The 26,678-nt window shown below is 63.1% G+C and carries 21 protein-coding genes; 11 read left to right on the top strand and 10 right to left on the bottom strand.

Annotation, left to right across the window (positions count from 1 at the left end; genetic code table 11):
• Nucleotides 1-391: 391 nt before the first annotated feature.
• The 3 genes from ACVWZ8_RS24495 to ACVWZ8_RS24485 form a co-directional block, all read right to left on the bottom strand.
• Nucleotides 392-1,690 carry a purine-cytosine permease family protein gene (locus tag ACVWZ8_RS24495; RefSeq protein WP_456506389.1) on the bottom strand — a complete coding sequence of 433 codons (1,299 nt, stop codon included), beginning with the start codon at nt 1,688-1,690 and terminating at the stop codon, nt 392-394.
• Nucleotides 1,691-1,846: 156 nt separating this feature from the next.
• Nucleotides 1,847-3,853, bottom strand: coding sequence for a hydantoinase B/oxoprolinase family protein (locus ACVWZ8_RS24490; protein ID WP_456506388.1), 2,007 nt, complete (start codon nt 3,851-3,853; stop codon nt 1,847-1,849).
• Between the two features lie 2 nt (nt 3,854-3,855).
• Entirely contained in the window at nt 3,856-5,910 is a 2,055-nt protein-coding gene (locus tag ACVWZ8_RS24485) for a hydantoinase/oxoprolinase family protein (RefSeq protein WP_456506387.1), read from the bottom strand.
• A 157-nt stretch (nt 5,911-6,067) separates the two neighbouring features.
• Between ACVWZ8_RS24485 and ACVWZ8_RS24480 the strand changes: the two genes are divergently transcribed.
• Nucleotides 6,068-7,666, top strand: coding sequence for a PucR family transcriptional regulator ligand-binding domain-containing protein (locus tag ACVWZ8_RS24480; protein WP_456506386.1), 1,599 nt, complete (start codon nt 6,068-6,070; stop codon nt 7,664-7,666).
• A gap of 84 nt (nt 7,667-7,750) precedes the next feature.
• Here the strand turns inward: ACVWZ8_RS24480 and ACVWZ8_RS24475 are convergent, their stop codons facing one another.
• Entirely contained in the window at nt 7,751-9,895 is a 2,145-nt protein-coding gene (locus ACVWZ8_RS24475) for an amylo-alpha-1,6-glucosidase (protein WP_456506385.1), read from the bottom strand.
• 435 nt (nt 9,896-10,330) lie between these two features.
• On the opposite strand from ACVWZ8_RS24475, the gene ACVWZ8_RS24470 reads away from it, so the two are divergent.
• Nucleotides 10,331-11,773, top strand: a complete 1,443-nt coding sequence (locus ACVWZ8_RS24470) for an amino acid permease (protein WP_456506384.1) — start codon at nt 10,331-10,333, stop codon at nt 11,771-11,773.
• Between the two features lie 755 nt (nt 11,774-12,528).
• Here the strand turns inward: ACVWZ8_RS24470 and ACVWZ8_RS24465 are convergent.
• From ACVWZ8_RS24465 to ACVWZ8_RS24450, 4 genes are all read right to left on the bottom strand, one after another.
• Nucleotides 12,529-13,302, bottom strand: coding sequence for a hypothetical protein (locus tag ACVWZ8_RS24465; RefSeq protein WP_456506383.1), 774 nt, complete (start codon nt 13,300-13,302; stop codon nt 12,529-12,531).
• Entirely contained in the window at nt 13,299-14,276 is a 978-nt protein-coding gene (locus tag ACVWZ8_RS24460) for an ATP-binding protein (protein ID WP_354167630.1), read from the bottom strand. The genes ACVWZ8_RS24465 and ACVWZ8_RS24460 overlap by 4 nt, the downstream gene beginning before the upstream one ends.
• A gap of 72 nt (nt 14,277-14,348) precedes the next feature.
• Nucleotides 14,349-16,379: a Mu transposase C-terminal domain-containing protein gene (locus ACVWZ8_RS24455; RefSeq protein WP_456506382.1), complete on the bottom strand. Its 2,031-nt coding sequence runs from the start codon at nt 16,377-16,379 to the stop codon at nt 14,349-14,351.
• Complete coding sequence (locus tag ACVWZ8_RS24450; protein WP_456506381.1) at nt 16,376-17,107, bottom strand: TnsA-like heteromeric transposase endonuclease subunit; 732 nt, start codon at nt 17,105-17,107, stop codon at nt 16,376-16,378. The genes ACVWZ8_RS24455 and ACVWZ8_RS24450 overlap by 4 nt, the downstream gene beginning before the upstream one ends.
• 353 nt (nt 17,108-17,460) lie before the next feature.
• Between ACVWZ8_RS24450 and ACVWZ8_RS24445 the strand changes: the two genes are divergently transcribed.
• From ACVWZ8_RS24445 to ACVWZ8_RS24435, 3 genes are all read left to right on the top strand, one after another.
• Nucleotides 17,461-18,276 (top strand): TnsA-like heteromeric transposase endonuclease subunit, encoded by an 816-nt coding sequence (locus ACVWZ8_RS24445; RefSeq protein WP_456506380.1) that lies wholly within the window; start codon nt 17,461-17,463, stop codon nt 18,274-18,276.
• Nucleotides 18,273-18,521 carry a hypothetical protein gene (locus tag ACVWZ8_RS24440; protein WP_456506379.1) on the top strand — a complete coding sequence of 83 codons (249 nt, stop codon included), beginning with the start codon at nt 18,273-18,275 and terminating at the stop codon, nt 18,519-18,521. Before ACVWZ8_RS24445 ends, ACVWZ8_RS24440 begins: the two co-directional genes overlap by 4 nt.
• Nucleotides 18,522-18,708: 187 nt before the next feature.
• Complete coding sequence (locus ACVWZ8_RS24435; RefSeq protein WP_282330767.1) at nt 18,709-19,392, top strand: response regulator transcription factor; 684 nt, start codon at nt 18,709-18,711, stop codon at nt 19,390-19,392.
• Nucleotides 19,393-19,472: 80 nt separating this feature from the next.
• Here ACVWZ8_RS24435 and ACVWZ8_RS24430 read toward each other — a convergent pair whose 3' ends face one another.
• Together ACVWZ8_RS24430 and ACVWZ8_RS24425 are read right to left on the bottom strand one after the other, a co-directional pair.
• A complete protein-coding gene (locus ACVWZ8_RS24430) occupies nt 19,473-19,763 on the bottom strand; it encodes a hypothetical protein (protein ID WP_456506378.1) in 291 nt (96 codons plus the stop codon).
• A 138-nt stretch (nt 19,764-19,901) separates the two neighbouring features.
• A complete protein-coding gene (locus tag ACVWZ8_RS24425; protein ID WP_456506377.1) occupies nt 19,902-21,359 on the bottom strand; it encodes an ATP-binding protein in 1,458 nt (485 codons plus the stop codon).
• A gap of 177 nt (nt 21,360-21,536) precedes the next feature.
• On the opposite strand from ACVWZ8_RS24425, the gene ACVWZ8_RS24420 reads away from it, so the two are divergent.
• The 6 genes from ACVWZ8_RS24420 to ACVWZ8_RS24395 all read left to right on the top strand — a co-directional run bounded on the left by ACVWZ8_RS24420 (nt 21,537) and on the right by ACVWZ8_RS24395 (nt 26,600).
• Nucleotides 21,537-21,869, top strand: a complete 333-nt coding sequence (locus ACVWZ8_RS24420) for a hypothetical protein (protein ID WP_456506376.1) — start codon at nt 21,537-21,539, stop codon at nt 21,867-21,869.
• Between the two features lie 156 nt (nt 21,870-22,025).
• On the top strand, nt 22,026-23,351 hold the full coding sequence (locus ACVWZ8_RS24415; RefSeq protein WP_456506375.1) for an alpha/beta hydrolase: 1,326 nt from the start codon (nt 22,026-22,028) through the stop codon (nt 23,349-23,351).
• A gap of 77 nt (nt 23,352-23,428) precedes the next feature.
• Nucleotides 23,429-24,157: an ABC transporter ATP-binding protein gene (locus tag ACVWZ8_RS24410; RefSeq protein WP_456506374.1), complete on the top strand. Its 729-nt coding sequence runs from the start codon at nt 23,429-23,431 to the stop codon at nt 24,155-24,157.
• Complete coding sequence (locus tag ACVWZ8_RS24405) at nt 24,154-25,056, top strand: ABC transporter permease (RefSeq protein ID WP_456506373.1); 903 nt, start codon at nt 24,154-24,156, stop codon at nt 25,054-25,056. The genes ACVWZ8_RS24410 and ACVWZ8_RS24405 overlap by 4 nt, the downstream gene beginning before the upstream one ends.
• The gene (locus ACVWZ8_RS24400) at nt 25,049-26,017 is read left to right on the top strand and encodes an ABC transporter permease (RefSeq protein WP_456506372.1); all 969 of its coding nucleotides are present in this window, start codon (nt 25,049-25,051) and stop codon (nt 26,015-26,017) included. Before ACVWZ8_RS24405 ends, ACVWZ8_RS24400 begins: the two co-directional genes overlap by 8 nt.
• Before the next feature lie 4 nt (nt 26,018-26,021).
• Nucleotides 26,022-26,600: a hypothetical protein gene (locus ACVWZ8_RS24395; protein WP_456506371.1), complete on the top strand. Its 579-nt coding sequence runs from the start codon at nt 26,022-26,024 to the stop codon at nt 26,598-26,600.
• The last annotated feature ends 78 nt before the right edge of the window (nt 26,601-26,678 follow it).

Genomic DNA, 26,678 nt, shown 5'->3' with positions numbered 1-26,678 from the left:
CCCTTCGGAGGGGGCATGACCTGCGCTGAGCTCAAGGAAGGCCACAGCGAAGGTCCGCTGTGGGTAACGAGCGGCGGCACCGGGGTTGGACATAAGACGTAGGAGGCGGTTGAACCTGCCATGGCAGGTTTTCCGGCAACTGGACAACGTCTGAGTCCCGGGCCCCGGCACCGGATGGGTTTACGGAGCGATTACCTATAAGGCAAAGTCTCGGCCGGTTCATCGTTCACCGTACCCGGATCTATAGGCTGCCCGGGGAGGTGCTGGATCTAGGCTTCGTTGTTCAACTGTGGATCATCTTTGAGTTCCCGGAGGATAAACAGAGGCATTGCCGAACTCCACCGGACAACTTTGTCCGGTGGAGTTCGGCTGCATGTGGTAGCGAGGCCCTTCAGCTGGTCTGATGCGTGATGGCAGGGTCCAACTCTTCATCGGCTGGGTCAATAGTCTCTACGGAGCTGATCAGACGCGGCGGTGAGAGTTTATAGGCAGCGTAGTATACGCCGGCAGCCAAAGCCATGGTAATCAAAGGTGTAAGCTGGGACACTATCGGCCACAGTGTTTGTTCAGTGAGCGCAATTCCCACTGCTGAAGCGAACACCCATGCGATTGCTCCAGGGCTGACGGCCTTGAGATTAGCCGGCCGGATATCCGGGACAAGATCCTGCCTTTTCCAGTTCAGGCCAATAAATACCAGTGCGATGGCAACCCAGGCAGTTACAAATACACCTTGCCAGGCCAGAGCCTTGAGAAGGTAACTCAGAACATCTGTGAGCATGAGTAAAAAGGCCAGAGCGCCGCACACGATAACCCAGACAAAGCGGGGCAGGTCGAGCCTGAATACCCGACTGGCAAATGCTGAAAGGTTTTCTGATGCGAGGAAGTAGTTCGCCGTGTTGATGCGAGTCTGTGAAATAAGGATGACGAGCAGGCCGACGATCCCCAGTGATGAGATAAACGCCTGGACGACCCCGGTTTCTGAGGCTTCAAGGCGCCATGCGCTCATGATGTATATGCCAACCAGCCCGTTCAGCCCGAACGTGAATGCGTAGAAAACCCAACCGAATGTCACTGTTCCCAGGAATTTTTCGTCTTGTTTACGTCCCAGCCGGGCATAGTCAAAGGTGTACATCATCATGATGTAGACGCCCATGTAGATAAGGTACGAAGTCAGCCAGCCCGGCAGTGCCGACGAGACGGCGGCCTGGCCAATCCAGTCCGTGGGCACGCCCTTGATGAGGGTGGCCGCGGCGACCACCGCAATCAGGCCAGCAACATAGAGCGGGAGCAAGACACCGTTTAGTTTGTCCAGCCAATTCTGCACGCCCCCCAGAGCCAGGGGAATGGCATAGAGCACCACGATCCCATACCAAACGACCATGCTTCCACCAAAGTACTCGTGGAACGCGACGGCAATGATGGATCCTTCGAACACTGCGTAGTAAATGGCAGTAGCTGCGAAGATCAGCGATGCCAGTGCGGAGCCGACCAGTCCGAAGAGTGCACGGGAGAAGAGGCTGACGGTCAGTCCCGTCCGTGCCGCAAAGCGCGAGAGCACCAGGTTGATGGCCCCGTACGTCACGATGGTCAGCACCATGCCGATGATGGTGTTGGCCACACCCACTGCGCCGGCCGAGGCCACGGCGACGTAAATCCAGAACATCGCAGAAAAAACTGCCCACCAGGCCATGGTCAGCGACCATTTTCCGGCCCGTTGAGTGGCAGGTAAGACATAGTTTGAATACGACAATTTCGTGCCTTTCAGGTCTGTTCAAAAGGAATCTGGATATAAACGGGCCCGCCGACGCGATCAGCGCCGGCGGACCCGGTGTTGGTCAGAATGCGCTTAGTGCCAGTGGGCCGACGAACGCTTTTCCATGCTCTTGCGGAACTCTGAGGTGGTCTCCGGGAACAGTTCCCCGGTGCCCCAGTCCAAGATGACGCCGTGGCGGCGGATCACGTCGAGCATGTCCACCTCTCCGGCGCGGTACTTCTCCGCCACGGCGACCGGATCGGCGGTCAGCCACCCTAGGCGGTCGCCACGGATCTGCTGGCGCAGCTCGAGGCTGGCTGCTTGATCGATCTCGAACTGGTCCAGTTCGCGATCGATTTCGCGGATGATGACGCCGTAGTCCTTCGCTGCGCGTTCGATCGACACGTACTCGTCGATGACGTCTTCGAGGACTTCGTCGAAGGGGCGTTCCAGGGGATCGCCGTAGCCGCCCCCACCAGCGGACGGGCGTGTGAACGAGTCCCCGGATTGCAGCGGAACGGCTGAGAAGTTGGACCCGAGGAACTTTTCCTGATCGGTTCCCTTGTTCATCCAGACACCGTGCGGGATGGACGGCAGGCCGCCTTCGATGCCCCAGGTGATGGAGCGTGCACGGTCGCAGCAGTAGCTCATCACGGTCTTCGTCGCGTCGACCAGGGTGCCGCCCTTTTCGATGCCGAGGCCGCCTCGGAATCGTCCGGGTCCGCCGGAGTCGGTGCCGATCTGGTGAACGGTGGTCAGGACGGGTGAGAGCCGCTCCTGACCTTCGATGGGCTGGACGGCCAAACCGGGTCCGAAGACCGGGGCGGTGGCGCTGGCTCCGTCTTTGGAGGCTCGTCCGCCCCAGCCGCCGGCCATCCAGTCGTACCACATGAAGTAGGGGTTATCGTCGGTGCGGCCGTCGCGGCCACCGACCAGGAGGTACTCGAGGTTGAAGGCGCAGGCCATGGCGCGTTCGGGCATGATCTGGGACCAGAGCTCGAAGATTCCGTTCATGAGCTTTTCGTAGGGACCGGAGCAGAACCCGGTGACCGCGTAGGGCCACCCGGCATTGACCACGGTGCCCTCGGGCCCGATTTCCGCATCGACGGCGGCGTAGAAGCCGGAGTTCAGCGGAACGTCCGGGAAGAACGTCTTGGTGCCGGCGTAGATGGCCGAGTGGGTTGTGCCGTAACCGGAATTAAGGAAGGTTTCGACGGCGGGCGCGGAACCGGTCAGGTCGTAGTGGATGCCCTTGCCGTCCAGTGTCAGCTTGATTTTGATGGGCACCAGGCCCTCGCCCTTGCCCGGGTCGAAGTCGATGTAATCGGTGGTCTCCCACACTCCCTGCGGCAGGGATTCCAGGCGGCGCAGGACGATCCGTTCAACGTAGTCTTGGGTTTCCTGCATCGCGGCGACGACCGTCGATTTGGAGTATTTGTCCACCAGGCGGAGGACTTCACGCTCGCACACGGCAGTCGCTTCTGACTGGGCCTGCAGGTCACCCATCGCCTGGCGGGGCGCCCGGGTGTTCGACACCAGGAGCTGGGCGACGTCGTGAAGGAAGACACTCTTGCTCCAGATCCGCACGGGAGTGATCCGCAGGCCTTCGCCGAAATGTTCCTTGGCGTTGACATCGAATGAACCCGGAACGTTGCCGCCAATGTCCGCCCAGTGGCCCTTGTTCTGGGCGAAGGCGATCACCTCACCGTCGGAGAAGATCGGTCGAATGAAGCTGACGTCGTTGAAGTGTGTGCCGCCCCGGTACGGGTCGTTGATGGCAAACACGTCCCCCGGATGAATGTCTTTGCCGAATTCTTCGATGACGGCCTTGCACTGGAAGTGCAGGGTACCGACGTGGACGGCAATGTCGCCGCTGCCCTGCATGACGGTATTTCCGTTCGCGTCACAGAGAGCGGAGGAGAAGTCGCGGGAGTAAATGACAAAGGAATAGCAGGTCCGGAGAATCTGCTCGCTCATCAGGTCGACGCTGGTGACGAAGGCGTTTTTCAGCACCTCGAACGTTACGGGGTCAAGGCCTGATGCCTGCCGTGCATCGGTGTGGGCGACATGGAGATCTGGAATGGTGATCACGTCGGTCATGATTAGGCTTCCTGCTCGTCTTTGAACTCTGTGAGGTGGATCCGGATGTTGAGCCACTCGTCGATCTCGGCGGTGGTGCGCGGGGGCACGACCGTCGTGGAGTCAAGCTGGTCGATGATGGCGGGACCTTGGAACGTCGCGCCGGCGCCGAGCTTGGTGCGGTCGTAGACGGGCGTATCGACCCAGCCGTCCTCACCGAAGTACACCGGCCGGACCGAATCGGGCTCGCCGGGCTCTGAGACCCATTCCGTGGCCGGAGCGAAGGAGGGCTTGGGCGTCTTGCCGACAGCGGAGAGCTGAAGCTGGTAGATTTCCACGGGCTGGTCATCCTGGCGGAACGCAAATTCGCGCTCGTGCTGCTGGTGGAAGCTCTGGATGGCTTCTTCGAGAGCACCGTCGCCGGTTCCCATGTTCACGGCCAGCGATCGCCATTGTCCCTGGTAGCGCATGGAGATGATCCGCTGCAGGATCGAATTCTCCGCGGATACGCCTTCGTGGCGGAGCCGGGCGGTGGCTTCCGTTTCGAGGGCCTTGTACTTGCTCTCCAGGTCTTCAGGATCGGCGTGGGCGGCAACAGCCGTGTACATCGCGGACAGGTCGTGCCTGATATCCACCAGGAGGCAGCCCAGTGCGGACGTGACGCCGGGGTTGGGCGGTACGACGACGGTGGGAATGTTCAGTTCCTTGGCCACCTCGACGCCGTGCAGGGCGCCGGCGCCACCGAAGGCGAGCAGCGCGAAGTCGCGGGGGTCATAGCCGCGGCGGATGGAGATCAGGCGGACGGCGTCAGCCATGTTGGCGTTCGCGACTTGGAGGATGGCGTGGGCGGCCTCCTCTTCGCTCATGCCCAGCGGTTCGGCGATGGCACGCTTGATCACGGCCTGCGAGAGCCCGCGGTCCAGCGTCTTCGCGCCGCCGGCCAGGGTGGATCCGAGCCTGTTCAGGACCACGTTGGCATCGCAGTTGGTCGGCTCTTCGCCGCCCATGTTGTAGCAGGCGGGTCCCGGATCGGCGCCCGCAGACTGCGGGCCGTTGCGAAGCGAACCGGCAATGTCGATGTGCGCAATCGAGCCGCCGCCGGCGCCGATGGTGAGGACCTCGATGCTGGGGAAGACGATGGGGTGGCCGTATTCAACCTGCCATTCTTTGGTGATGCGGAGCTCACCGTCGGAGACCAGGGCAATATCGGTAGACGTGCCGCCCATGTCCAGGCTCACGGCGTTTTCGAAGCCACACTGCTGGGCGATGTGTTTCGCTGCGATCGCGCCGGCTGCGATGCCGGACGCTGCGAGGCGCACGGGGTAGCGCTTGACCATGCGGGGGGTCATGGAACCGCCGCCGGAGTGAAGGAGCAGCAGGTCGCCGTCGTAACCGCCGGTTTTGAGCTCCTCGGCGAGGCGGCTGACATAGCCGGACACCAGGGGTCCCAGCACGGCGTTGGAAACGGCGGTGTTGAAGCGGTCGTGCTCGAAGATTTCGGGCAGGATCTCGGCTGAGGTGGAGACCGTGGCTTCCGGAAGTTCCTCTTCCAGGATTTTCCGCATCCGGATTTCGTGCTCGGCGTTGGCGTAGGAGTTGATGAAGCAGACGGCGATGGTGGTGACGCCGCGCTTACGGAGGACCGCGGCCAGGCGGCGGGCTTCTTCTTCGTCCAGGGGAGCGACGATGTTGCCGGCGTAGTCAATACGTTCGGTCACCTCGAACCTGTCGCGGCGGCGGATGTAGGGGCCGGTCACGTCGTTGTAGGCGTCCCAAAGGTCGTCTTTGGTACCGTCCCTGATCTCGATGACGTCCCTGAACCCCTTCGTCGTGACCATGGCTGCGGGGGGAAAGTTCCGGGTAATCAGGGCGTTTGTTGCTACCGTGGTGCCGTGTGAGAACAGCGACACGTCAGCCAGATTGATCTCGGCGCGTTCCACCCCGTTCAATATCGCCAGCATGGGGTCAGCTGGTGTCGACGGGACCTTGGCGACACGCATGCGCTGTGTTTCTTCATCGAAAATGCAGACGTCAGTAAATGTTCCCCCGACGTCGACGGCGACTCTGAGATTGGACATCTATGTTCCTCCAGGATGCTGATTGGGTAGCAACAACAATCCGCTGTGACGTGAATCTCTGTCACTGGCGAAACTAAAATTAAGGAACAGACACCATTGTGAGAATTACAATCAGCCTTCCGCCCGGCGCTCCGTTACGTCGAAGTTAGGAGTCAGGATGCCCGATAAGTCTCCCGTCACTCTTCATGACGTGGTATCAGAAGCTCCGTTGGGCTTGGCTCCTCTGGTCCAGGGCAACCCGGACGCTGTCATAACGGGAGCCCACACAAGCGACATCCACAATCCGGCGGGCTGGCTGGAACCGAACACTGTTCTGCTCACCACCGGGTTGAGGTTTGTGAACGCCGAACGGGATGAACTGCTGGCCGTGAGACTCGTAGAAGATCTGCGGAAGGCCCGCGTAGCGGCCCTGTTTTTCGGCGTTGGGGTTTACTTTGACCAGGTCCCCGCCATGCTGGTCGCGGCATGCAAACAAGCCGGTTTCCCTTTGTATACGGTGGCACACGACGTTCCCTTCCACCGCATCGAGAACTTCATCAACCAGTCCCAAGCCTCTCCTGACGCCTACCTGCAAAAGCGGGCACTCTGGCTCAGCAACGACCTGCTGCAAAGCATCTCTGCCGAGAACCCCGTCCACGCCCTCATTGTCAGACTCGCCACGGCATGCCGGGGTACGGCGGTGCTTTACGAAGATTCCGGACGAATAGTCGAATCCTCCGGGGACGGGCCGACCCACTTGATCTGGAAAGAGCTGCGTAACGGCAATAACATGTCTGAGATCGTGGAGATAGGACAGTGGGGAGTTATGGCCCGGCCACTGGTGCTCCGAGGGGACGGCTTTATCGTTGCGGTGGCCAGTAGGAATCACCGCGTGCTGAAGGATCTCGGAGACCTACTGCTGGAAACGACGCAGCGGCTCCTTGCGGCAGTGAATGGAATCGCTCAGTTTTCAGATTCGAGACAACGGCACGAAAACACGCAATTGCTGACCTTGCTGCAAGACGGCGTGCCCGTGGCTCGCGAATTCAGGCACTGGGAGCGTATGCGTGCGTTCCGATTTACACCCTACGAACCCCTTCGGGCCGTGGTCGCCGCGAATCTCGCCCAGCAGCCGATGGACCCTTCCTTTTCGGAACAACTTTTGCGCCGCGCCGAAGCCAGTGGCCTGGGACTATTGCTCGCGGAGAATGGGCGAACTCCCGAGAGTCCTCCGGGCTTTCATGCTGTGGTTTCGAACTCATCAGCCTTGGACGCCTGGCTGGAGTTGACCGACAGGTCTGTTTTCGTCGGCCTGTCTGAACCTTATTCCGACCTCGCCAGGACCCCCGAGGCTTTCCGGGAAGCGGAGGCAGCGGCAGGCATCGCCCGCAGGCAAATCCAGGCGGCGATAAGGACCGGCTCCGGGGTCTATAACGGGATCGTCCGGCTGGACGACGTGGACCCAGCCACGTGGCTCCTGGCCCGTCGGCGGTCACCACAGGATAAGGACAAGCTAAATCTGTTTGTTGAAGCACTGCATGGCGACAACGAACTGGAACAGACGGTCATCTGCTACCTGGTGAACGATCTGGACGTTGCGAAGGTCGCTGGAGTGCTGTTCGTTCACCCGAACACCGTCCGATACCGGTTGAAGAAAGTTGAAACTTTGGTAGGCGGGTCACTCTCGAGCCCACGGATAATTGCCAACCTTTACCTCGCCTTTCATGACGACGTCGTTGCTTTGAGCCAGACCTGGAACGAATCGGGCAGACCGTAAAACACGCAAGTGGGACCCGGATGTCATGGCTGCGGAAGCGGGACTGAACCGAGCCTCGAACCAGTCAGCCGAGGCGGCACTTCGCTAAGGCTTTGGGCGCCGGGCGGCCAGCTCCACCAGTTCGGTAAACCAAGGACGGTGCCCTCTGTGGAATGCCATCCCTTCGGGCAGCCCCTGGACGGTGGGGACGGCATTGGCGATGTCGATGGTGATCCGGCCGCCGGCAATGGGCGCGTTGGTGATGTGGAGGTCGCCGTAGGATTCCGGGAGGACCGGATCCATCCAAAAGCCGCCACGGGAAACATGGGTGTCATAGCGCATCAGGCTCGTCACCAGCAGGATCGGGGTGGTCGCCGCCCAGGCCTGCGGCGAGCACGCCGTCGGATAGGGCACGGGTGCCGTGAACTGGTCCCGGCCGAAGCCGCAGAAGAGCTCCGGCAGCCGGCCCCCGGAGTATTCGGCCGCCTCAAGCAGTGCTGTGGAGATCCGCTGGGCCTGCTCAACGAACCCGTAGCGCAGCAGGCCGGCGGCGATGATCGCATTGTCATGCGGCCACACCGATCCGTTGTGGTAGCTCGCCGGGTTGTAAGCGCCCATGTCGGCCGCCAAAGTCCGCACGCCCCAGCCGCTAAACATTTGCGGGGACATCAGCCGTTCAGCCACCAAAGGCGCCTTGTCCTCATCGATGAGGCCCAGCCAGAGGCAGTGGCCCATGTTGGACGCGCACGCATCGACCTGCCGCTTCCTGCCATCGAGAGCGACGGCGTAATACCCGCGCTCCGGCATCCAGAACTGCTCGTTAAACCGCTTCTTCAACTGCGCCGCCCGGTCGGCGAGCTCGTCTCCGAAGGCCGTGTCGCCGGCGTCATACGCCATCGAGGCACGCGACTGATACGCGATATAGACGTAGGCCTGCACCTCACACAGCGCGATCGGCGGCTCGGCCATCCTGCCGTCGGCGAAGCTAATTCCGTCCCATGAGTCCTTCCAGCCCTGGTTGATCAGGCCCTGGCCGTTGAGGCGCTCATACTCGACAAATCCGTCGCCGTCCTTGTCCCCGTAATCCCGGATCCACGCCAGCGCACGGTCCGCGTGCGGCAGCAGCGCCGCGATGGTCTCCGCGGCAAAACCCCAGCGGCTGACCGATCCGAGCACCATCACGAACAGCGGGGTGGCATCGACGCTGCCGTAGTAGGCGGACTTGCCGCCCAGCGCCAGCCCGCTGGAGACATCGAGCCGTACCTCATGCAGGATCTTGCCCGGCTCCTCCTCCGTCATCGGATCCACCACGGTGCCCTGGCGGTCCGCCAAGGTCTGCAGCGTGCCCAGCGCCAGGGACGGATCCACGGGCAGCGCCATTTCCGAGGCCCGGCCGAATAGGGTCATAAACCAGGGCGCCCCGGCGGCCACCACCACCCGGTCCGGATGCTCCGGGTCTTCGATCCGCAGGGCGCCCAAGTCATCGTAGCTGCGCCGCAAGGTCCGTTCGATCGACCGGTTGCCCATCTGCAGCACCGGGATCCTGGCCACCCACTCCTGCCGGCGCCGGTCCCGCGGGGACACTCCGTCCCCGTCAGCAAGGACGAATGCCGCCGCGGCACCGGCCCCGTCCGTGCCGGGAACGACCGTGAGGACGGTGCTCCACTGCCCGTGCGGCGCGACCGACACCCGGTACGTCAGCGCTTCGGGCGTGACCTCGGCTCGGGGGGCCTGGATCACGACGCCCTTCCGCACCTCCTGCCAGAGCGCCCGGATGCTTAGCGCCTCGCCCTCTACTTGGCGGGTTTCCTCCCAATGGCGCTGGATCCGTGCCTCTTTGACCTCGAAAAGATCCGCGAAATCCGCCTCAATCCGCACGGAGATCACGCATTCGGCCGACTCCAGGGAGTAATTGCGGACGGTGACCTGCTCACGGAGGCCGGCGCCCACTTCGCGCAGACGCTCCACGATCAGCGGGCTGTCCGCGTACCCGTCCAGGCGGGGGGCACGGCCGGCAAAGAGCGCCCGGTAGGGCTCCTTCGTCTCGGCGGCGAGGGCCTCCAGCGGCTGGCCGTTAATGGTCAGGCTCCAGCCGGACAGTATCCGGGTGTCGAGGACGAAGAGACCGTGCGGATGTTCGGGATGGATGTCCCCGTTCGGCAACGAAATACAGAAAGAAGATCCTTCCACCAGCGTGACCGCTCCGGAACCTAACGGCCCGGCCGCCGTGTCAGCATTCCATCCAGCCATACCTGCCCCTAAAGAAACTGGCACCAGCGTGCCGTGGCCCCTCAGGTCACGCCGGTCGCCGCCAAATTATGCAACCGACGCTACTCTTGCTTACTCCCCGTTACCAGAGTTCCGGCCCGTGGAGAGACCTCCGCTCGGTCGGACACCATCCCTTTCGCAGGTCGGCAGTTTGAAGCGACCATCCGCAGTGTGTTTTAAGTTCAGCCGGCAGTCAGGGAAGCAGCTCTCGCTGACGCCAGGAATCCTTATCATCCAACGAATCACGCCTGTGTCCCTTCCCCTGGCCGCATGGAGGAGCGCCCTCTGATCGCGTTGTGCATTGTGTATAAGAGCGGCCAAGGAATCAGTGCAGACCATCCATACCCTTGGGGAGCAGCATCGCGCACACTGGCAGGGCATTGTGCTCGGCATCACCTCTACCCTCCCAGCCTAGGAATGAAGATACGTATGCAAGATCCCTCGACCCTCGCTGCGCCTACCCGAACCGCCACCGGCGAACCCGGAGCGAGCACGAAATCGTCCCCGCACGCGAGCCTCCGTCCACGGCACCTGACCATGATCGCGCTGGGTGGGATCATCGGTGCGAGTCTTTTTGTGGGCTCCGGCAGCGTGATCCGTTCAGTGGGCCCTGCCGCGCTGATTTCGTACGCAATTGGCGGAGCACTCGTCATCCTCGTCATGCGCATGCTGGGCGAGATGTCCACGAACCGTCCGGTCGTCGGCTCGTTCATGGAGTACGCCCGCGAGGGACTTGGCGAGTGGGCCGGATTCACCATCGGTTGGCTCTATTGGTACTTTTGGGTCGGGGTCGTCGCCTTCGAAGCGGTCATCGTGGGACGGATATTGCATGAATGGATTCCTATGGTGCCGGACTGGAGTTTTGCGCTTGCCGGCCTCCTCTTGTTAACGATCAGTAATCTCATGTCTTTGCGATCGTTCGGCGAAACTGAGTTCTGGCTCGCGTCGATCAAGGTCTCCGCTATCGTCGTGTTCCTCATCTTCGGCACGCTTTACGTCCTGGGTTTGCTGCCGAATTCGTCCGGGTCTGTCGCCAATCTGACAGCGCATGGCTTCATGCCATACGGCTGGACTGCCGTCCTAAACGGCGTCGCAGTCGTGGTTTTTAGCTACTTCGGCACCGAGATCGTCACGATGGCAGCGGCAGAATCAGAGCAGCCGGCCAAGGCCGTCGCGAAGGCCACGAACACTATCGTGTGGCGCATCGTATTCTTCTACATTGGCTCGGTCGCGATCCTGCTCATGGTGGTTCCCTGGGACGAACTTCCCTCGACAACGAGCCCCTTCGCGTTCGCGTTCGGTCGCTTCGGCCTCCCAGCGGCCGACCAAGTGATGAATGCCGTCGTGCTCACCGCTGCACTGTCGGTGCTTAATTCGGGCCTGTACTCCGGATCGCGGATGCTCTTCGCCCTCTCCAAGCACGGTTATGCGCCCCGCTGGGTCGAGGACCGCAACCGGAACGGCGTACCGTGGAAGGCGATCCTGCTCTCGACCGTGGTTGGCTACATCGCGATCGCTGCCAACTACGTGGCACCGAAGGTAATTTTCGACTTCATCATGAACTCCGCAGGGCTCGTGGCGATGTTCGTGTACGCGTTCGTGGCCGTGACGCAGTGGCGGCTGCGAAACCGCATGAGCGATGCTGAGCGGGAGGCGCTCAAGCTCAAGATGTGGCTGCACCCTTGGCTTAACATCGTTGTGCTTGCCGCCGTCACTCTCATCGTGATCCTCATGGCCCTTAATCCCGCCAACGCCCCCCAGGTTTGGCTCAGTTTGGGCGCGCTTGCGGCGCTGTTGGTCATATACCCCTTCGTACGACGGCGGTCGTCGACCCGCGCCGAGATCCACACCAGCCGTTGAGAACCTGTCGACGGTCACGTATCGAGGTTAGACCCACGAAACCGGTATGGACGTCGCAGTCGCTGTCACCGTGACCGACCGCCGCGCGAGCACGGAGCGCCGGCTTGATGAAGCCATGGCCAGGACATGGGCGATGCAGTAAGGGCATCAGGGCATTCAGGTCATACTGAATGACTTCGGCTCCTTCACGGCGGCCCTCAGCGATGCCCGAGCGTCTTCGGCGACCGGACTTGGGTGAGAATGACCCTTGCTAACCCAGAGGATGTGGCTTGCCAGCCTAGTTGGCGAGAATGACAACCCAGTTGGCGAGCCTAGGAGAGTGGCCGAAGCGGGAATCCTTATGAACCCTTGTTGGGCAACGGTGGGGGCAGCTGACCAGAATAACGCGCCTGTCTGAGCAGATCGCGAACGGCTCAGGTTGCCACGGGAATTGGCGAAAAGTTCGATTCCAGCGGCGTTCAGGATTGTCTGCGTGCCCGCGACCAAGCGACTGCGGTCCACGCGTCGCATTCGCGGCCCTCGTGACCGGTCTGCACCGGCGATTCGCCAACTCGCTGGCGGGGTTCGCCAGATCGTTTGGAAATTCGCCAACAACGCTGGCAAGCCACAGAGGATGCCTGTCCGTTCTCAATGTAGTTGTCAGTGGCGACGTGGGAACTGACAGGTTGGATGAGACAAATCTGGCGGATTCTTTCTCATTGATGTTGTCAGTTCCGTAAGTAGTTGAAGGGCTCGTGGCGTGGCTGGGGAAGGCCTCAGGCCAGCCACTCGATGCCGCGGCGGGAGAGTCTTCGGAGCGTGCTTTCGATCCGCTGGGCGGCCCGGCGTCGTTGGCTTTCGCTGGAGCGGAAGATAGTGCGCGCTATTTCGCTGGCGACGCGATCGCGCCTCTGCTCGGCGGGGTGGGCCGGATTCCGTATCCAGTCTTTGAAGGCAGGGCGGGTAATGAGTCGGGCGATTTTCACGGTTTCCGGATAGACCAGCATTTCGTACTGGTTGCCTCCGGCGCGCATCCTGCGCTCTTCCAGGGTGGAGAGCGCGATGCCGGCACTCGCGCATTCGCTCGCGGCCAGCATCGCGGGGGTGCTGACGTGGATACCGTGGGAGACCAGAGCGGATCTGAAAAGGCGTTCTGCGGCGACGAGTTCGGGCAGTTGCCGGATGTCGAGCTGAACGCGGCCGATCCATCGCCGGTGAGCGACGCACACCCAGCCGATGGCCGGAATCCGGCCTACTCGCTGGTTTCCGTTGGCGCAGCGCAGGCATAGGACCCGCTCGATGATCGGGTGGCCGCCGATCGACAGTTGCGAGTCGAATGCCCGGTCGTGGAGTCCGCCCAGTTGTTTCCATGCTTGAAGGCGTCCAGGGTGCCGTCGTGCGCGGGATTTGGGCATTATGCCGGTCTCCCGGAGTGCGTTTTCGATTTGTTCGACGCTGGTGCCGTTGCGTTGGGCGTGTCGGGTGGCGTAGTTCTCGATGCCCTCGCCGTGGGTGAGTCGGGTCGGGACCGGGAGGGGTCTGAGGATCACTGGGCCATCCTGAGTCCATTTTTCTTGGACTTTGAGGCGCCGGATCTGCTGTGTGATCGGTGGTGCTCCTGGGCTGCGTAGTCCGTGGCGGTTGCTTCGAGCCGGCGCCGGTCGATCTTTTCGGTGCCGTCGAGGATCGCACCGATGGCTGCGTCCGAGAGAAGGCCGCGAAGTGCGCCGATGCTCCCGCCGGTCCGGTCCCAGAGGTAGTGAGACTCCTCGACAAGGGACTCTGGGATGTGCCCGGCCAGCGGTAGGAGGTTTTCAACTCCGAGCACCAGGTCGGCCCACGATTCACGGTTCGCTTTCGTCCCGATGGAGTATGGGGTCATCTCGTGGAGGATCATGCGGGCTTTGATCTGTCGGCCCATTTCGCCAGCGAAGAGGTCGGTTGTCGGAAGATCGATTCCGGCGTAGAGGAAGGTCGCGTCCAGACGGTCCGCGAACTGTTTAAGGGTGTTTGCGGCTTCGGCTCCGGCCTGCCTGTTCGTCTTGAGGTTGTGCACTTCGTCGACGATCACCAATGACGTGCCCAGGGTGCGCAATATGGCTACGACCTGCTCGGCGAGCATCGGTGCCGTAGCCCGCTGGAGCACGGGCAGTCCGAGCCACTGCGCGAAGGCCTGCATGAGCATTTTCGGCGTCGTGGCAGGCGGGACAACGGTGTAAACCACAGGCGCGAACTCTCGGTCGTCCTCGCGTCCGAGTCGTTTGCGCTCGGATCTGTCGTGGCGTTTGCCCAGAAGCAGAGCCGCCGTCGATTTCCCCATTCCTGCGGCGCCTGAGATGGCGATGCCCCGCCTGGCGGTCGCCGTGCTGGCCGCGTTGCGGGCTATGGCAATTCGGGCTTGCCGCGAGAGCGCCTGCGTGTCCGTGGTTTCCAAGACCGTGTCTGCCGCGAGCCATGCGAACCGGGTGCGGTCGTAGGCAGACTTCGCCTCAACGGAGAGTGCCTGCACTTCTGACAGCGTCAAACTTAGGGGCTCGTCAGGTAAATGCGCGACGAAATCGCGCCAGGCCGCCAGGCTATCTGGGATGGCGATGTCTCAGTCCTCCAGAAGATCGATGCGTCGCCCGTGGCGGCGGCGCCGGGGAAATTCCACGATGACTGGGTCCGGCGCCCGGATCGGCGCCACCGGCGTAGCAGTGGATTCGGTGATGGGGCCCGGCGCGGTTTCCTGTTCCGGGACGGCCGACGGTGTTGTGTGAGTGCGTTGTGTGGCTTGGCGCTCGGCGCGTCCCGTGGGGGCGGTCAGGATCCGATTGATCTCGGCAAGAAGATCCCTGCCGGCGACCATCTCGCCTCGCCTGTCGATGGCCTTTTTCGCGGCAGCAAGGACGTCGCGGGAAAAGGGTCCCACAAGGTGCGTGGACAGGGTCCACTTCGCCTCGATCCACTGACCTTTCTTGTGGTCACGGACGTAGATCGACTGGAGTCTGTACGGGTCATACCGAACTTCCCATCGTCCGTCGGCCGGAGAAGGGAGCCCGGAAGGGACACCACGGTACGGGTGAAAGCCCGGATTGTCGTAGTGGCGGCCGTGGAAGTTGATTCCGTACGGCTGGATGCGCCGCCATTCAACAGGCAGGAGGGCGATGTAGTCGTCCCGGGTGAGGGCGACGGGGATCTGTGGCGCGACGCTGGCCAGGGCGGCAAAGGCTTCGTTCGGAGTGAGGTCCTTCTTCGGCATGGCGGGGTGCCGCAGTCCCGGGTGCGGACGGTTCTGCCAGACGGCCACGAGCCACCAGTCCAGCAGGTTCTGCACTTCGGCTAGGGTGAATATCGCCTCGGCGGCCGGGTCCTTGCCCCGCCGCACCACGTTCGGGCCGGTGTAGCCGGCAAGATACTGGGTGAACCCTGTGTTGACGCCTGCAAAGAACCGTTCGATGTGGGGTTTGTCCGTGGGCGTCCGAGGGGCTGCTTTGGTGATGCTGATCTGCAGACGCTCGCAAGCTGCCGTGAAGGTCGAGCCGACAAAGACCTTGCCGCGGTCGACCGTGATGGATTCGGGCACAATGACCGGTTTGGCGGCGATAGCGGAGCGCATATCCTCGTCGCGCGGAAGCATCCCAGGCGGGAGAACGGATCGTGAATAGCTTAACGATGCATCCCATCCGGGCTGCATGGGAAGGGGAGTCATGGCACGGGCAAGCAGCACGGCCGCGTCCACGGCTTTCGTTGCCACCGGCCGAAGGATGGCCGCCAACGGGGTGCGCGTGGCGATGTCCAGTGCGAAAGTCAGGTCCACGCGTCCGCTGCTGCCGTCCGGATAAACGACCATGAGGTCCATCGGGGTCGAGTCGATCTCCACGAGTTCGCCGGGGCGGGATGGGCTTTGGCGTCCCCATGGCCTGTCCGGTCGGTTTCCTTGGGTCCGGCGCGTGGTCGCGTTTCCGAAGGGGTGCCTTGAACCCTCGATTTTCTTCAGAATGCGGTAGAGCGTTGCATCGGATGGCACGGCGAGATCCGATTTGGCTGCGGCCGCCCGGACCCGAGCAATGACGCGGGATCGCGTGCCCGTGGAAGCATCCTTCTGCCCAGACACTTCAGCCTCGACCAGTGCAAGAACTCCGGGGTCGGTTCGCCCGGCCACGCTCATCTGGCGGCTGGCTCTGCCGTCAGCGAGGCCCCCGATGCCATGAGCTCGGTATTCGGCGATATGGCGGAACATTGTCCGCTCAGTCATGGCCATCCCACGGGCAGCGAGTTCCGTCAGCTTGGCTTCGATCCGGACTTGCAAGGGGTTGGCGAGATCGTATTCGGGCTTCGGGTTCGTGCCGGGCAGTGACCCTGGAGGAATCCCGTGGAGCACTTCGTGGACGTGCCGGTGAAGGGCAAGGACACCGTCACGGGTGCCGGGGGAGAACGTCTCCAAAGCAGCAGCCTTGTCCAGCGAGGGGAGGGACGGGGGATCATCCGGCAAGTACGAATCATCGATCAACAGATCGGCCACCGGAACTCGTCGGATGCGATTGGTAGCAAGATTCTTCAAGGCCAGCTCGGTCCCGTCCTGGGCTACAACCTGCCAGGATCCTGCGTCAAACTGGATGAAATCGAAAAGGCGGACGGACTTCACGACGCAGCCGCCAGTCTCAGCATCGGCGACTTTTCCTGGGCCGGGGCGATCCAAGTCTCCATCGACAATGGCTCGTCCAGGCCGACTTGGAGGACCCCAATGAAGGCCAGATGCAGCAGATGGGCCTGAACGGTGGAAGGTTCGAGCCGCAGCATTCGCGAAGCGCGCCGCACGCCAGCAGACAATGAGACACCCGAATCGACTGCTTCCATGATCGCGGGCACGATCGTGCTGGGCGGAGCGTATCTGTGAAGCCGGTATCCAGAGAGCCAACGAAGATTCGAAGCCGCCGGCTCTGCCATCCCCGAGAACACCGCATAGTCCCAGTCAGCCTCATCGCACAACGCCCGGGTCCAGGAAAACTGACGGGCCCCGGCCTCCAGATGGTCCGGGTGCCGTACATCCACGACTCGTCCGCCGCCATCACGAAGTCGCAGAAAGAAGTCCGGCACATGGCCGCGGGCACTATCAGTCCCTTTAGGCCACAGCACAGCAAATGGCTGGGACGCGATCCCCACAACGTCCCTGTCATAGTCGGCAAGCATCAGGAAATCCCGCTCCAGCAGACTCTCAAAGCCCACATGCGCGCACTTCGTGCTGGACCACCACGAACCCTCGTAATTCCGCTTGCCGGGCCAGGAAAAGAAGGAACGGACCGGCAGCGAAGATTCCAAGCGCAGCGATGCGCAAGCCGGCAACACCGGCTCATCCAGGATGTGTCCATCCAACCGCGCGAGAATCCGAGCCGAGTCAGTCGCATTCGCCGGCAGGGACCTCAAAGCCTCACATTCAGCCACGCTGACAACTTAACTGAGAATCGTCTGTAATCCGTTAACTGACACGTTGAATGCGAAAACTGACATCTGGAATGAGAACGGACAATGCCGATTCGAGGGTGCTCGCCCACCCAACTTTTTGATCGCCGATAATGGACCTTATGTCAAGTTGACAGTATGATAGGACATGGGAAGGACCTAGTTAAGGCTAGCATTCCTGTCCTGTCGCAATTTAGTTGGCCATTTTCGCAACTTACCTGGCCACCTACGGATTTCTGGGGTTTGTCTCAGTTAATCTGGCCACCATGGATGCTGTTAAGCCGCTGAGGGCGCTGCCTTCGAACATGACGGACGGGACCCGTGTGCTGGCGCGCCTGGACGGGCGTATGGTGAATACGCCGCTTTCTGGGGCTCTTGCATCGCTCGGGCTTGAGTCGGCGCTTCCCGTGCGGGCGTTCTTCTCGTGGACGGGCAAGCGGAACTACGAGGGCAGATGGTGGTCCAGTACGGTCCGGTCCCATGTTGGGTTCGAGAGCCTGCTGGAGCGCGACTTCCTACTTTCGGCGGACCATGACCGGGGTGTCGTTGGGGTCGCTTCCCAGCCGTTCGCGTTCCTGTGGCCGCGCGGGACCGAGGGTTCCCGGGGCCACGTGCCCGACTTCTTCGTCCGGCTGCGGGATGGCACGGGCAGGGTCGTCGACGTTAAGCCTGCAGGCCGTGTCCGGTCCGCGGAGCGCCAGTTCGGCCTGACCCGCGAAGCCTGCGCGGCGGCCGGATGGGAGTACGAGGTCTTCACCGGTCTGGCCGAGCCGCTGGCGTCGAATCTGCGGTGGCTCGCCGGCTACCGCCAGGACCGCTTCGCCCCCGACGGCACCGCAGCGGCCGTGCTGGTCGACTCGTTCAACCCGGAGGCCTCTTTGACCGGGGGCGTGCGGCGGGCAGCCAAGGCGCTGGGCGCCGACGAGGGCATCGTCCGCGCGCAGGCGCTCCACCTGCTGTTCACGGGGGTGCTGGCCGTCGACCTCGACGCCCTGCTCACGCAAAACACGCGGGTGTCCCTGGGTGTCGCACCGAAGGCGGACTCCGCCTGGGACGCCAGGTCGCGGGAGGCCGCGTCGTGAAGTCTGTGCGCCTGTTCGACTTCATCCAGTTCGACGGCGCCTCCTGGCAAGTGGCGGCCCACGACGGCGCCGAGCTGGCTTTGAAGAATCTCTCCACCGGCCGCATCCGCCGGGTGCCGGTCGCCGAGCTGCTTGCCGACGACTCGTACCTGCCTGACGCGCCCGCTCCCCTGCCGTCCCTGGCCGGTGTCGCGCTGCTCGAAACGCTCGAGCCCGGTGCCCGGGCGCCAGGGCTCTGGACATAAGCCCGTGTCGTTGGGTTTGATCCCTTCAAACTAGGGCTTTTTGAAAGTTGTCGGCTGTTGATGCGCCGGGGTGCCACCAGCTTGCGGCACCCGCCCTGAGAAAAAACTGAGAGCCGCTCCGCCGCTTCTCAGGTTCCGCTCAACGGGCGTCCGGGATACTGCAAGTACCAACGAAAGGGGGCCGGGCATGCGGGTGCTGCTGGTCGAGGACGAAAAAATGCTGGCCGAGACGGTCCGGCGCGGACTCACTAATGAGGGCTTCGTGGTCGACATTACCCATGACGGGGTCAGCGGCCTGTGGGCTGCTACGGAGAACCCGTACGACGTGATCCTGCTTGATCTGATGCTTCCGCTCAAAAACGGGTACGACGTTCTCAAGGAACTCCGGGAGCGGCTGATCTGGACCCCTGTTCTGATGCTCACGGCAAAGGACGGGGAATACGACCAGACGGACGCATTCGATCTGGGAGCCGATGACTACCTGACAAAACCCTTCAGTTTCCTCGTGCTCGTCGCCAGGATCCGCGCCCTGATCCGCCGTGGCGCCCCGGAACGGCCCGTCACCCTCACCTTGGGGACGCTGTCACTGAACCCCGGCAGCCGCAACGTCCGCCGGGGCGATTCCCTCATAGAATTGACAGCCCGGGAGTATGGCCTACTGCACTACCTGATGCGCAGCCATGACCAAGTCGTGTCGAAATCCCAGATTCTCGACAACGTCTGGGACCCGGCGTTCGAAGGCGGCGACAACGTCGTGGAAGTTTACATCGGGTATCTGCGGCGCAAGATCGATAGCCCCTTCGGTCTGCAGACCCTGACCACCGTCCGGGGAATGGGATACATGCTGACCGCTGACCGGCCAACCGGATAAAAAGTGATGTCCGCGCCCGGCTCTCCTGCTCCGATGAAACGAGCGGCGCGTGGTGGGGGCGGGCCTGGCCGGCCGGGACTCTAAGCGCTGCCGGTGTGGAACCGCCATAACGTGTGCGGGGCGGCTTCCCCGAATTCGAGTTCCTCTTCGATCATCCGCTCGTCAGTGTGGACTTCTTGGGGGTACCCGGTGAGGATATCCATATCCGGGCCGCCCTGACCTCGGTCCGCCGCGTCCGGACCCGCGGCCCGGGCGGCGCTGGCGGCAGTTTCCGTCGTTTTACCGTGTTCCGCGGCGGAAGCCGAACCCATGCCAAGGGTCAGTGCGACGATGATCGCCAATGCGGTGCTGGTTGCGCTGCGAAGGTACATACGGAGAACACTTCCGCACTGGAACTGAGGAACCGCTGTGACGTCTCGCGCTCCAAGGCCGCTCCCACATAACCCGAAGAAGCCGCAACTGGCCCGTGCCCGGGCTTTCGAATCCTTGCGAAGCCGGTCACAGCGCCTTCATGGCGCTTCGGCGAGCCGCGGGTCCACTGCCAGGTCCGGCCCCTCTGGTTGGCGGGCGGTGGCGGGAGCCGGAGTAAAGCCCAGCTCGAATCGGCAACCCCCGCCGGGGGTTTCACCGGTGCGGATCCAGCCGTGGTGAGCTGCCATAATTCCGGCCGCGATCGCCAGGCCCAGACCGCTCCCGCCGCTTTCACGGGACCGGCTTTGATCCAGCCGGACAAAGCGTTCGAAAATCCGATCCCGTTCAGCCGCCGGCACCGGCAATCCATCGTTGTCGATGCTAATGAGCGCCCCGTCATTGGTGTTGCGCAGCCGAATGCTGATCCGGGATGCGGCGTGCCGGTCGGCGTTGTCCAGGACGTTGCGCACGACCTGGCCCAGACGCCGCGGGTCCCCGGATACCCTGACGGGCTCGAGGCTGACCTCGATAACGCGGGTGCTGGTGGAACGCAGCCGGCGGATCTCCTCGTTCAGGACATCATCCAGATCCACGTCCGTGCTCTCGAGCCGGAGACCGCCGTCGTTGGTTTTGGCCAGGGTCAGCAAATCCTCGACCAGGTAACGCATCCGGGCTGTTTCCCCCGCTAAAACGGTTTTCATCTGTTCCCAGGTCGCACCGGAAGCGTCAGCGGCGGCGATCTCCACTCCGGCGCTGAGTGTCGCAAGCGGGCTTCGCAGTTCGTGGCTGGCGTCCGAGACGAAGCGGCGTTGTTCCTGGTCTGAGGCCTGCAGCCTGCCCAGCATCATGTTCATCGTCTCGGCCAAGGACTGGATCTCATCGGCGGTGGGCGGCACGTCCACGCGCCCGTCCAGGCTCCGTGCGCTGATCCCTGCGACCTGACCACGGATCAGTTCCACTTGCCGCAGTGACCGCCCGACCAGGACCCAGACGGAAATACCGACGACCACCAGCAGCATCGGCGTGGCCCCGAGGATGAACCAAGCCACCGTGGAAACGGTGTCAGCCTGGACCTGGACGGTCGCGGCGACGACCACCGTGTAGAGCCGGCCCCCGACATCGACGCCGGTCGCCACGATCAGGAAATCGTCGTTGTCATGGAGGCTGTCCAGTCCGGTCACGTCCTGGGTCAGGGTCTGTCCGGCCCCGGGGCGAAGGGACGTCAATGGGGCCGCGGCAGCTGCAGGTATCGATGAGGCAAATACTGAACCTCCCGGTGCGAGAATTTGCACGTATTGACCGGTATGGGCGGTCGAGGCAATGTATTGGCCGGCCTCGGCGACGTCCTGTCCGGAGATCTGTGCGATGACGTCGAAGCTTTGCTGCCGCGCCGTCGTTTCCGTTGACGCCACGAGGGAGCTCTGGAGCAAGGTGAGCAGGACGATCCCGCCCACGGCCAGTGCTGCCGCGACGACCAGCACCGCGGTCGCGGTCGCGCGCTTGCGAACACCCCAACGCGCACTGCGCCGGCGCGCCAAACCCTGAGCAGCATCCATGTTCCAAGGATGGGCCCGGCATAGGGCAGAAAACAAACCCCTCCCCTGGGTCCTGTCTCAGCCGGACCTCAAGCACGCTAAGTCTCCTCTCAGGCGCCACGGGCCACACTTGAACCATCGCCACCCGCACCGGGAGGCACCGGCGGACCCAAGAGCCCGCCACGAAAGGAGCCGGACATGAACGTCAAAGACCTGAAAACCAAGACCAAAATCGTCATCGTCAGTGCAGGAGTCCTCGGCATGGCCGGGCTGGGCCTTGGGGCCGCAAATGCTGCAACACCGGCGCCGACCACCACCCAATCCGTCACGGCGGACACGCCCACCCCGGGCGATACGGCTGACACACCAGGTGCCGTCGACACGCCCACCCCGGGCGACACAGCCGATGCTCCGGGTGCCGTCGAGGGCACCGAAGCGGCAGACGCACCGGAGGCGCCCGGTGATACCGGTCCGAACATTGAGCAGACCGGTGACCACACCGATGCCGGGGACGCCCCCGGTTCCCCGTAGCACCGACCCGCGCAGGCGGCCTTGAGGAAAGGACCGGCCGACAGCACAGCGCCGCCGGCGTACCGGGACCCGCGAAGCACCCCGCTTCGCGGGTCTTCCGGCGCCTGGGCAACAGCACCAGCGTCCGGGAGCCCCGGCAGTTCGAAGGACTACGGTATGAACACTCTTTCCGGGTTGGATCTGCTCACCGGGGTCGTTCCGGTCAGTGTCGGGTCCGCGGCAGCGGCGGCGGCGGCACTGCTCCTGCTGCTCCGCCGCGGGCGGAGTTGGTGGATGAAGATAGCCTCGGCGGTCTCCGCAGCGGCCCTGCTGGCTCTGGGGACAAGCTGGTACTTGGTCCATGTGGCCGCAGTATCAGCCCAGGCACTGCCCTGGCCCGTTACCGGGTGGATCGGTGTCGCGTTCCTGGCTCTCCTGTTGGCGGGTCTGAACATGGCGGGAACCGGCTGGCGGCGCAAAATTACTGCACTGGTGGCCATGGCGGTACTGATTCTGGGCGCCGCGTTGGAAGTAAATGCCTACTTCGGCACCTACCGGACCCTCGGTGATCTGACCGGAGCCAATACCGCAGCGATCCAGTCGCTTCCGTCAGGCTCCCGGCTGGTGCCCCGGACCGCGGACCCGTCAGGACCCGGCCCGAAAACGGGCCCGTTGGCGGCCACATGGGTGAAGCCGGCGGGTCTCCCTGCGGCCGGGACGATCAACTCGGCGCAAATTCCGGGTACGGCGTCCGGCTTCGCCGCCCTCAGCGCCTACGTCTACCTCCCACCGGCGTACCAGGCAGACACAGGACCGGCACTGCCGGTGCTGGTCCTGATCGCCGGCCAGCCCGGCTCACCGGTCGACTGGGTTACCGCCGGCGGCGTCAAAACCGCCATGGATGCTTTCGCCGCAGCACACAACGGACTCGCACCCGTCGTAGTCATACCCGATGTCAACGGCTCCGCCACGGCCAACACAATGTGCATGGATTCGCGCATCGCCAAGGCCGGCACGTACCTCTCCACCGATGTCCCCGCCTGGATCAAAGCCACCCTGAGAGTGGATCCTGACCCTGCCCGGTGGGCGATCGGCGGTTTCTCTTTTGGCGGGACCTGCGCCCTGCAAATGGCGTCCCTGCACTCCGACATATACCCCTCAGTAATCGACGTCAGCGGCGAAGCGGAACCGGCACTGGGTCCGGACCGGGCCGCGACCATCGCACAGGCGTTGGGCGGCGATACGGCCGCCTTCGACGCGGTCGCGCCCTTGAACGTCCTGGCCACCCGGCACTACACCCACAGCAGGATCTACCTCGCCGCCGGGGCGCAGGACGGCACGTTCGCCGGCTACCAGGCCCGGGTCGCTGACGCAGCAGCTAAAGCCGGCTTTGACGTCAAGACGGCCCTGGTGCCCGGGCTGGGACACTCCTGGGAGGTTCCACGGCAGTCCCTGGCCCCGGCCGTGGACTGGCTCGCGCCCGCCCTGGGGCTGAACCCCTGATGTCGGAATCCGAAGGGTTCGGCGCATCCTCAGGGTTCTCTTATCGGCAGCGGCATAAGTTGCTAAGCATGACGGAAATGGCAATCGAAACCAGTGCGCTGGCTAAGACCTACGGGTCGAAACAGGCCCTTGAGGCCCTGAGCCTCGAAGTTCCCAGAGGCGAGATCTTCGGCCTGCTCGGACACAACGGGGCGGGCAAGACAACGACCGTGAATATCCTGACCACGCTGCTGCCTGCCTCGTCCGGCACGGCACGGATAGCGGGCCACGACGTCAGCGCCGGTGCTGACCGGGTGCGCCGGTCGATCGGTTACCTTCCGGAGAATGTCCAGTTCTACGACAACCTCACGCTGGCGGAGAACCTGATGTTCTTCGCCCGGCTCTCAGGGGTACCGGATCCCGCCGCCCGCATCGAGACGGCACTGGCTGCCGTGGACTTCACCGGCCACGGCCAGGAACGGATGTCCACGTTCAGCAAAGGGATGCGTCAACGCGCCGGGATCGCACAGGCCATCCTGCACGAACCGAAGGTTCTGTTCCTGGACGAACCGACCTCCGGACTGGACCCGCAGGGTGTGGCCAAATTGCGGGAGATCATCATCGGCCTCAACCAGTCCGTGGGAATGACCGTGTTCATGAATACCCACCTCCTGGCAGAAGTGACCAAGACCTGCACCAGCATCGGGATCCTTAGCTCAGGAAGGCTGATCTACCAGAACTCCGTCGCGGCCACCCTGGAGGCTTTCCCGGACCAGGCATCGCTTGAAGATATTTACCTCCACATCGAATCAGGCACCCCCTCATGAATCCCTGGGTAGCCACCGTCGGCCACGAACTGCGCAGCGCCGGCCGTGAACGCCTGCCCCAACTGCTCCTGATGATATTCATCGGGATGACCGCCGCCTCGGCATTTATCGGCTCGGCCGCGAAGGCAACCGTTACCGAGGTGTACAACTCAGCGGCCGGCCAGGGGCTCACGAGTGCGCCCAATCCGTTCGGGAATGTCCCGCCGCTCTACTATGCCCGCAACACCGTCATTTACATCCTCCTGATCGGGGCCTTGCTGGCCATCGTGATCGGTGTCCAGTCCGCGATGCGGGACCGGCGTGCCCGGACGGTCGATCTGGTCCTGACACGGCGCTTGTCCCCGGCCGGCTACCTGTCCGCGAAAATGGCCGGCATCAGCCTGGGACTCCTCGCCGTCCTGGGGACCTCGGCACTGATCAGCGCAGCCTGCATCAGCGCCGTCACCGGAACCATCCCCGCACCCGATCAGCTGCTCCGACTCACGGCACTTTTTGGCGTGGCATGGCTCTTCCTGCTCTTCTTCGTGGCCCTGGGCATGCTCAGCGGGATCCACGCATCCAGTTACACCTCTGCACTGCTGATCCCCATCGTGATCTGGAGCGTCATTATCTTCGTGTTGCCGCTGCTCGGGACCGCGGTCCACCCCGTCTCTCTGCTGAACCCCGTGACACCGCCTACGGCCCCGCAGACCGGCATCTTTGCGCTCACCGCGGCCCTCACCGGTCCCTTGTCACTCGGGGAGCACTTCAAACACGTCGCCGCAATCCTGCTCCAGGACCCCCAAGCCACCGGCACCATAATCGACGGGATCACGGTAATCCTGGCCTTCCTCTCGGCCGGGATCGGCACGGTCGTCCTGACCGGACGGCCCAGCATGCGAAAGGAAATCCATGACTAACCTCATCACGCTGTGCCAGAAGGAACTCCGGGACCTCTCCCGCAACCGTTCCGTAAGGCTGCTCATCCTCTTCCTGGCCGTCGTCGTCGTGCTCTCCGTCCTCGTCGCGGCCGCGGACTTCCGGACCAAAACTGCCGACTACAACACCTATCTCGCGGCCCTTAGAGCCAGCGGTGGTGCCGTGACCGCGCCGCCGCCTGACCTTTTCCCGCTACAGATGCTCCGGGCGGGCATGGAATACCTGGAAATCGTCGGGAGCCTCTTCGCCGTAATCCTCGGCTACGGACTGATCGCCAAGGAGAAGAACAACGGGACCCTGCAACTGCTTTTCACCCGCCCTCTTGGCAGGCACAGCGTCGCCGCCGGGAAAATCCTGGCCGCCTTGATCATCTGGATCGCCGTCACCACTGCCCTGTTCGCCGTCATCACCGCGACTTTGTTCATCGCCGGCAACGCCCCCTTGACGGGAACAGACCTCATCCGGCTGCTCATTGCTGCAGCCCACACCACCATTTACCTCACCCTGTGGTCCCTCGCGGCGCTGGCCCTGGCCGCCCTCACCCGGGCCCCGGCTACCGGGCTGATCCTGGCCCTGGTCCTCTGGCTCGTGGTGGTCCTGATCATCCCGCAAATCGGCGACACCATGGACCCGGACAACCAGATCCCCGGCGGCCTCTTCGCGAGCCTCCAGATCGACAAAGCCCACGAACACGCCGTCATGGCCAACTTCACCGGCTACGAAACAGCCCGCGACCTCATCGAACAAACCTCCCTGACCAAACAATACGAACGCCCCCTCTTCGCCTGGCTCGGCATCAAAAACCAATTCAACCAACAGAGCCCTGCATTTGTGTGGGCAGGGACGTTCAACCACAGCCTCTGGCTCCTCGCCGGATTCTCCGCGGCCGTCACCGCAGCACTCCTGGCCGGCACCCGGGACAAACTCCTCCGAAAGGCCTAGAACCATGAAGACGCTCACCCTCAAGAAAATTCTTCCCCTGGCCCTGGTCGTCATCGCCGCCCTGGCCGCGATCCTGATCTGGCAGGGGACCCTCGGGGCCCCCACACCATCGGCCCAGCCCTCATCAACAGCCCCGGCGACCACCGTGCTGCCCGTCACCAAAAACCCCATCGCCACCACCGGAACCGCCCCGGGACTCACCATCAGCAAAGCCAAGGCCGAAGACAACACCGACCCGCAAACCAACGCCGCCATTCCGGACCGGATCCAGTTCACATTGAGCAACTCCACCCCCGCCCCGATCAGCAGTATCGAGGTGTATTACACCATGAGGGATTCAGCCACGGGACAAACGGAGTCCTACTACCAGAAGCTGGACGGACTGACCCTGGCGCCGGACACGTCCGCCACCGTGTATTTCGACAACGGCAACGGCCCCGGGCACTACCCGGAAAACAAATACAGCCTCTACCGCACCTCAACCAACGAAGTAAAAATCAGCGTTGAGGCCGCCGCGCCCGGACTCGCACCAGCCACCGCCACCGCCGCCAAAGCCAAGGGCACCGGCGAAAAACTAGACTGACACAGGCTACTGCCGAGCCACGCGACGGTGCAGGGCCACGCCTCAGGATCCCCTCAGGCGTCATCATCCATGCTGGTA

This window comes from Arthrobacter sp. UYCu723 (genome assembly GCF_054059215.1).
Note: the sequence above shows the minus strand (reverse complement) of the source record. Positions and strands in the feature narration are given on the sequence as shown.

What these genes read in the sequence shown, in the direction of transcription:
- ACVWZ8_RS24495 (WP_456506389.1), bottom strand. Translation starts at nt 1,690, where the DNA reads ATGGCCTGGTGGGCAGTTTTTTCTGCGATGTTCTGGATTTACGTCGCC.
- ACVWZ8_RS24490 (WP_456506388.1), bottom strand. Translation starts at nt 3,853, where the DNA reads ATGACCGACGTGATCACCATTCCAGATCTCCATGTCGCCCACACCGAT.
- ACVWZ8_RS24485 (WP_456506387.1), bottom strand. Translation starts at nt 5,910, where the DNA reads ATGTCCAATCTCAGAGTCGCCGTCGACGTCGGGGGAACATTTACTGAC.
- ACVWZ8_RS24480 (WP_456506386.1), top strand. Translation starts at nt 6,068, where the DNA reads ATGCCCGATAAGTCTCCCGTCACTCTTCATGACGTGGTATCAGAAGCT.
- ACVWZ8_RS24475 (WP_456506385.1), bottom strand. Translation starts at nt 9,895, where the DNA reads ATGGCTGGATGGAATGCTGACACGGCGGCCGGGCCGTTAGGTTCCGGA.
- ACVWZ8_RS24470 (WP_456506384.1), top strand. Translation starts at nt 10,331, where the DNA reads ATGAAGATACGTATGCAAGATCCCTCGACCCTCGCTGCGCCTACCCGA.
- ACVWZ8_RS24445 (WP_456506380.1), top strand. Translation starts at nt 17,461, where the DNA reads ATGGATGCTGTTAAGCCGCTGAGGGCGCTGCCTTCGAACATGACGGAC.
- ACVWZ8_RS24435 (WP_282330767.1), top strand. Translation starts at nt 18,709, where the DNA reads ATGCGGGTGCTGCTGGTCGAGGACGAAAAAATGCTGGCCGAGACGGTC.
- ACVWZ8_RS24430 (WP_456506378.1), bottom strand. Translation starts at nt 19,763, where the DNA reads ATGTACCTTCGCAGCGCAACCAGCACCGCATTGGCGATCATCGTCGCA.
- ACVWZ8_RS24425 (WP_456506377.1), bottom strand. Translation starts at nt 21,359, where the DNA reads ATGGATGCTGCTCAGGGTTTGGCGCGCCGGCGCAGTGCGCGTTGGGGT.
- ACVWZ8_RS24420 (WP_456506376.1), top strand. Translation starts at nt 21,537, where the DNA reads ATGAACGTCAAAGACCTGAAAACCAAGACCAAAATCGTCATCGTCAGT.
- ACVWZ8_RS24415 (WP_456506375.1), top strand. Translation starts at nt 22,026, where the DNA reads ATGAACACTCTTTCCGGGTTGGATCTGCTCACCGGGGTCGTTCCGGTC.
- ACVWZ8_RS24410 (WP_456506374.1), top strand. Translation starts at nt 23,429, where the DNA reads ATGGCAATCGAAACCAGTGCGCTGGCTAAGACCTACGGGTCGAAACAG.
- ACVWZ8_RS24405 (WP_456506373.1), top strand. Translation starts at nt 24,154, where the DNA reads ATGAATCCCTGGGTAGCCACCGTCGGCCACGAACTGCGCAGCGCCGGC.
- ACVWZ8_RS24400 (WP_456506372.1), top strand. Translation starts at nt 25,049, where the DNA reads ATGACTAACCTCATCACGCTGTGCCAGAAGGAACTCCGGGACCTCTCC.
- ACVWZ8_RS24395 (WP_456506371.1), top strand. Translation starts at nt 26,022, where the DNA reads ATGAAGACGCTCACCCTCAAGAAAATTCTTCCCCTGGCCCTGGTCGTC.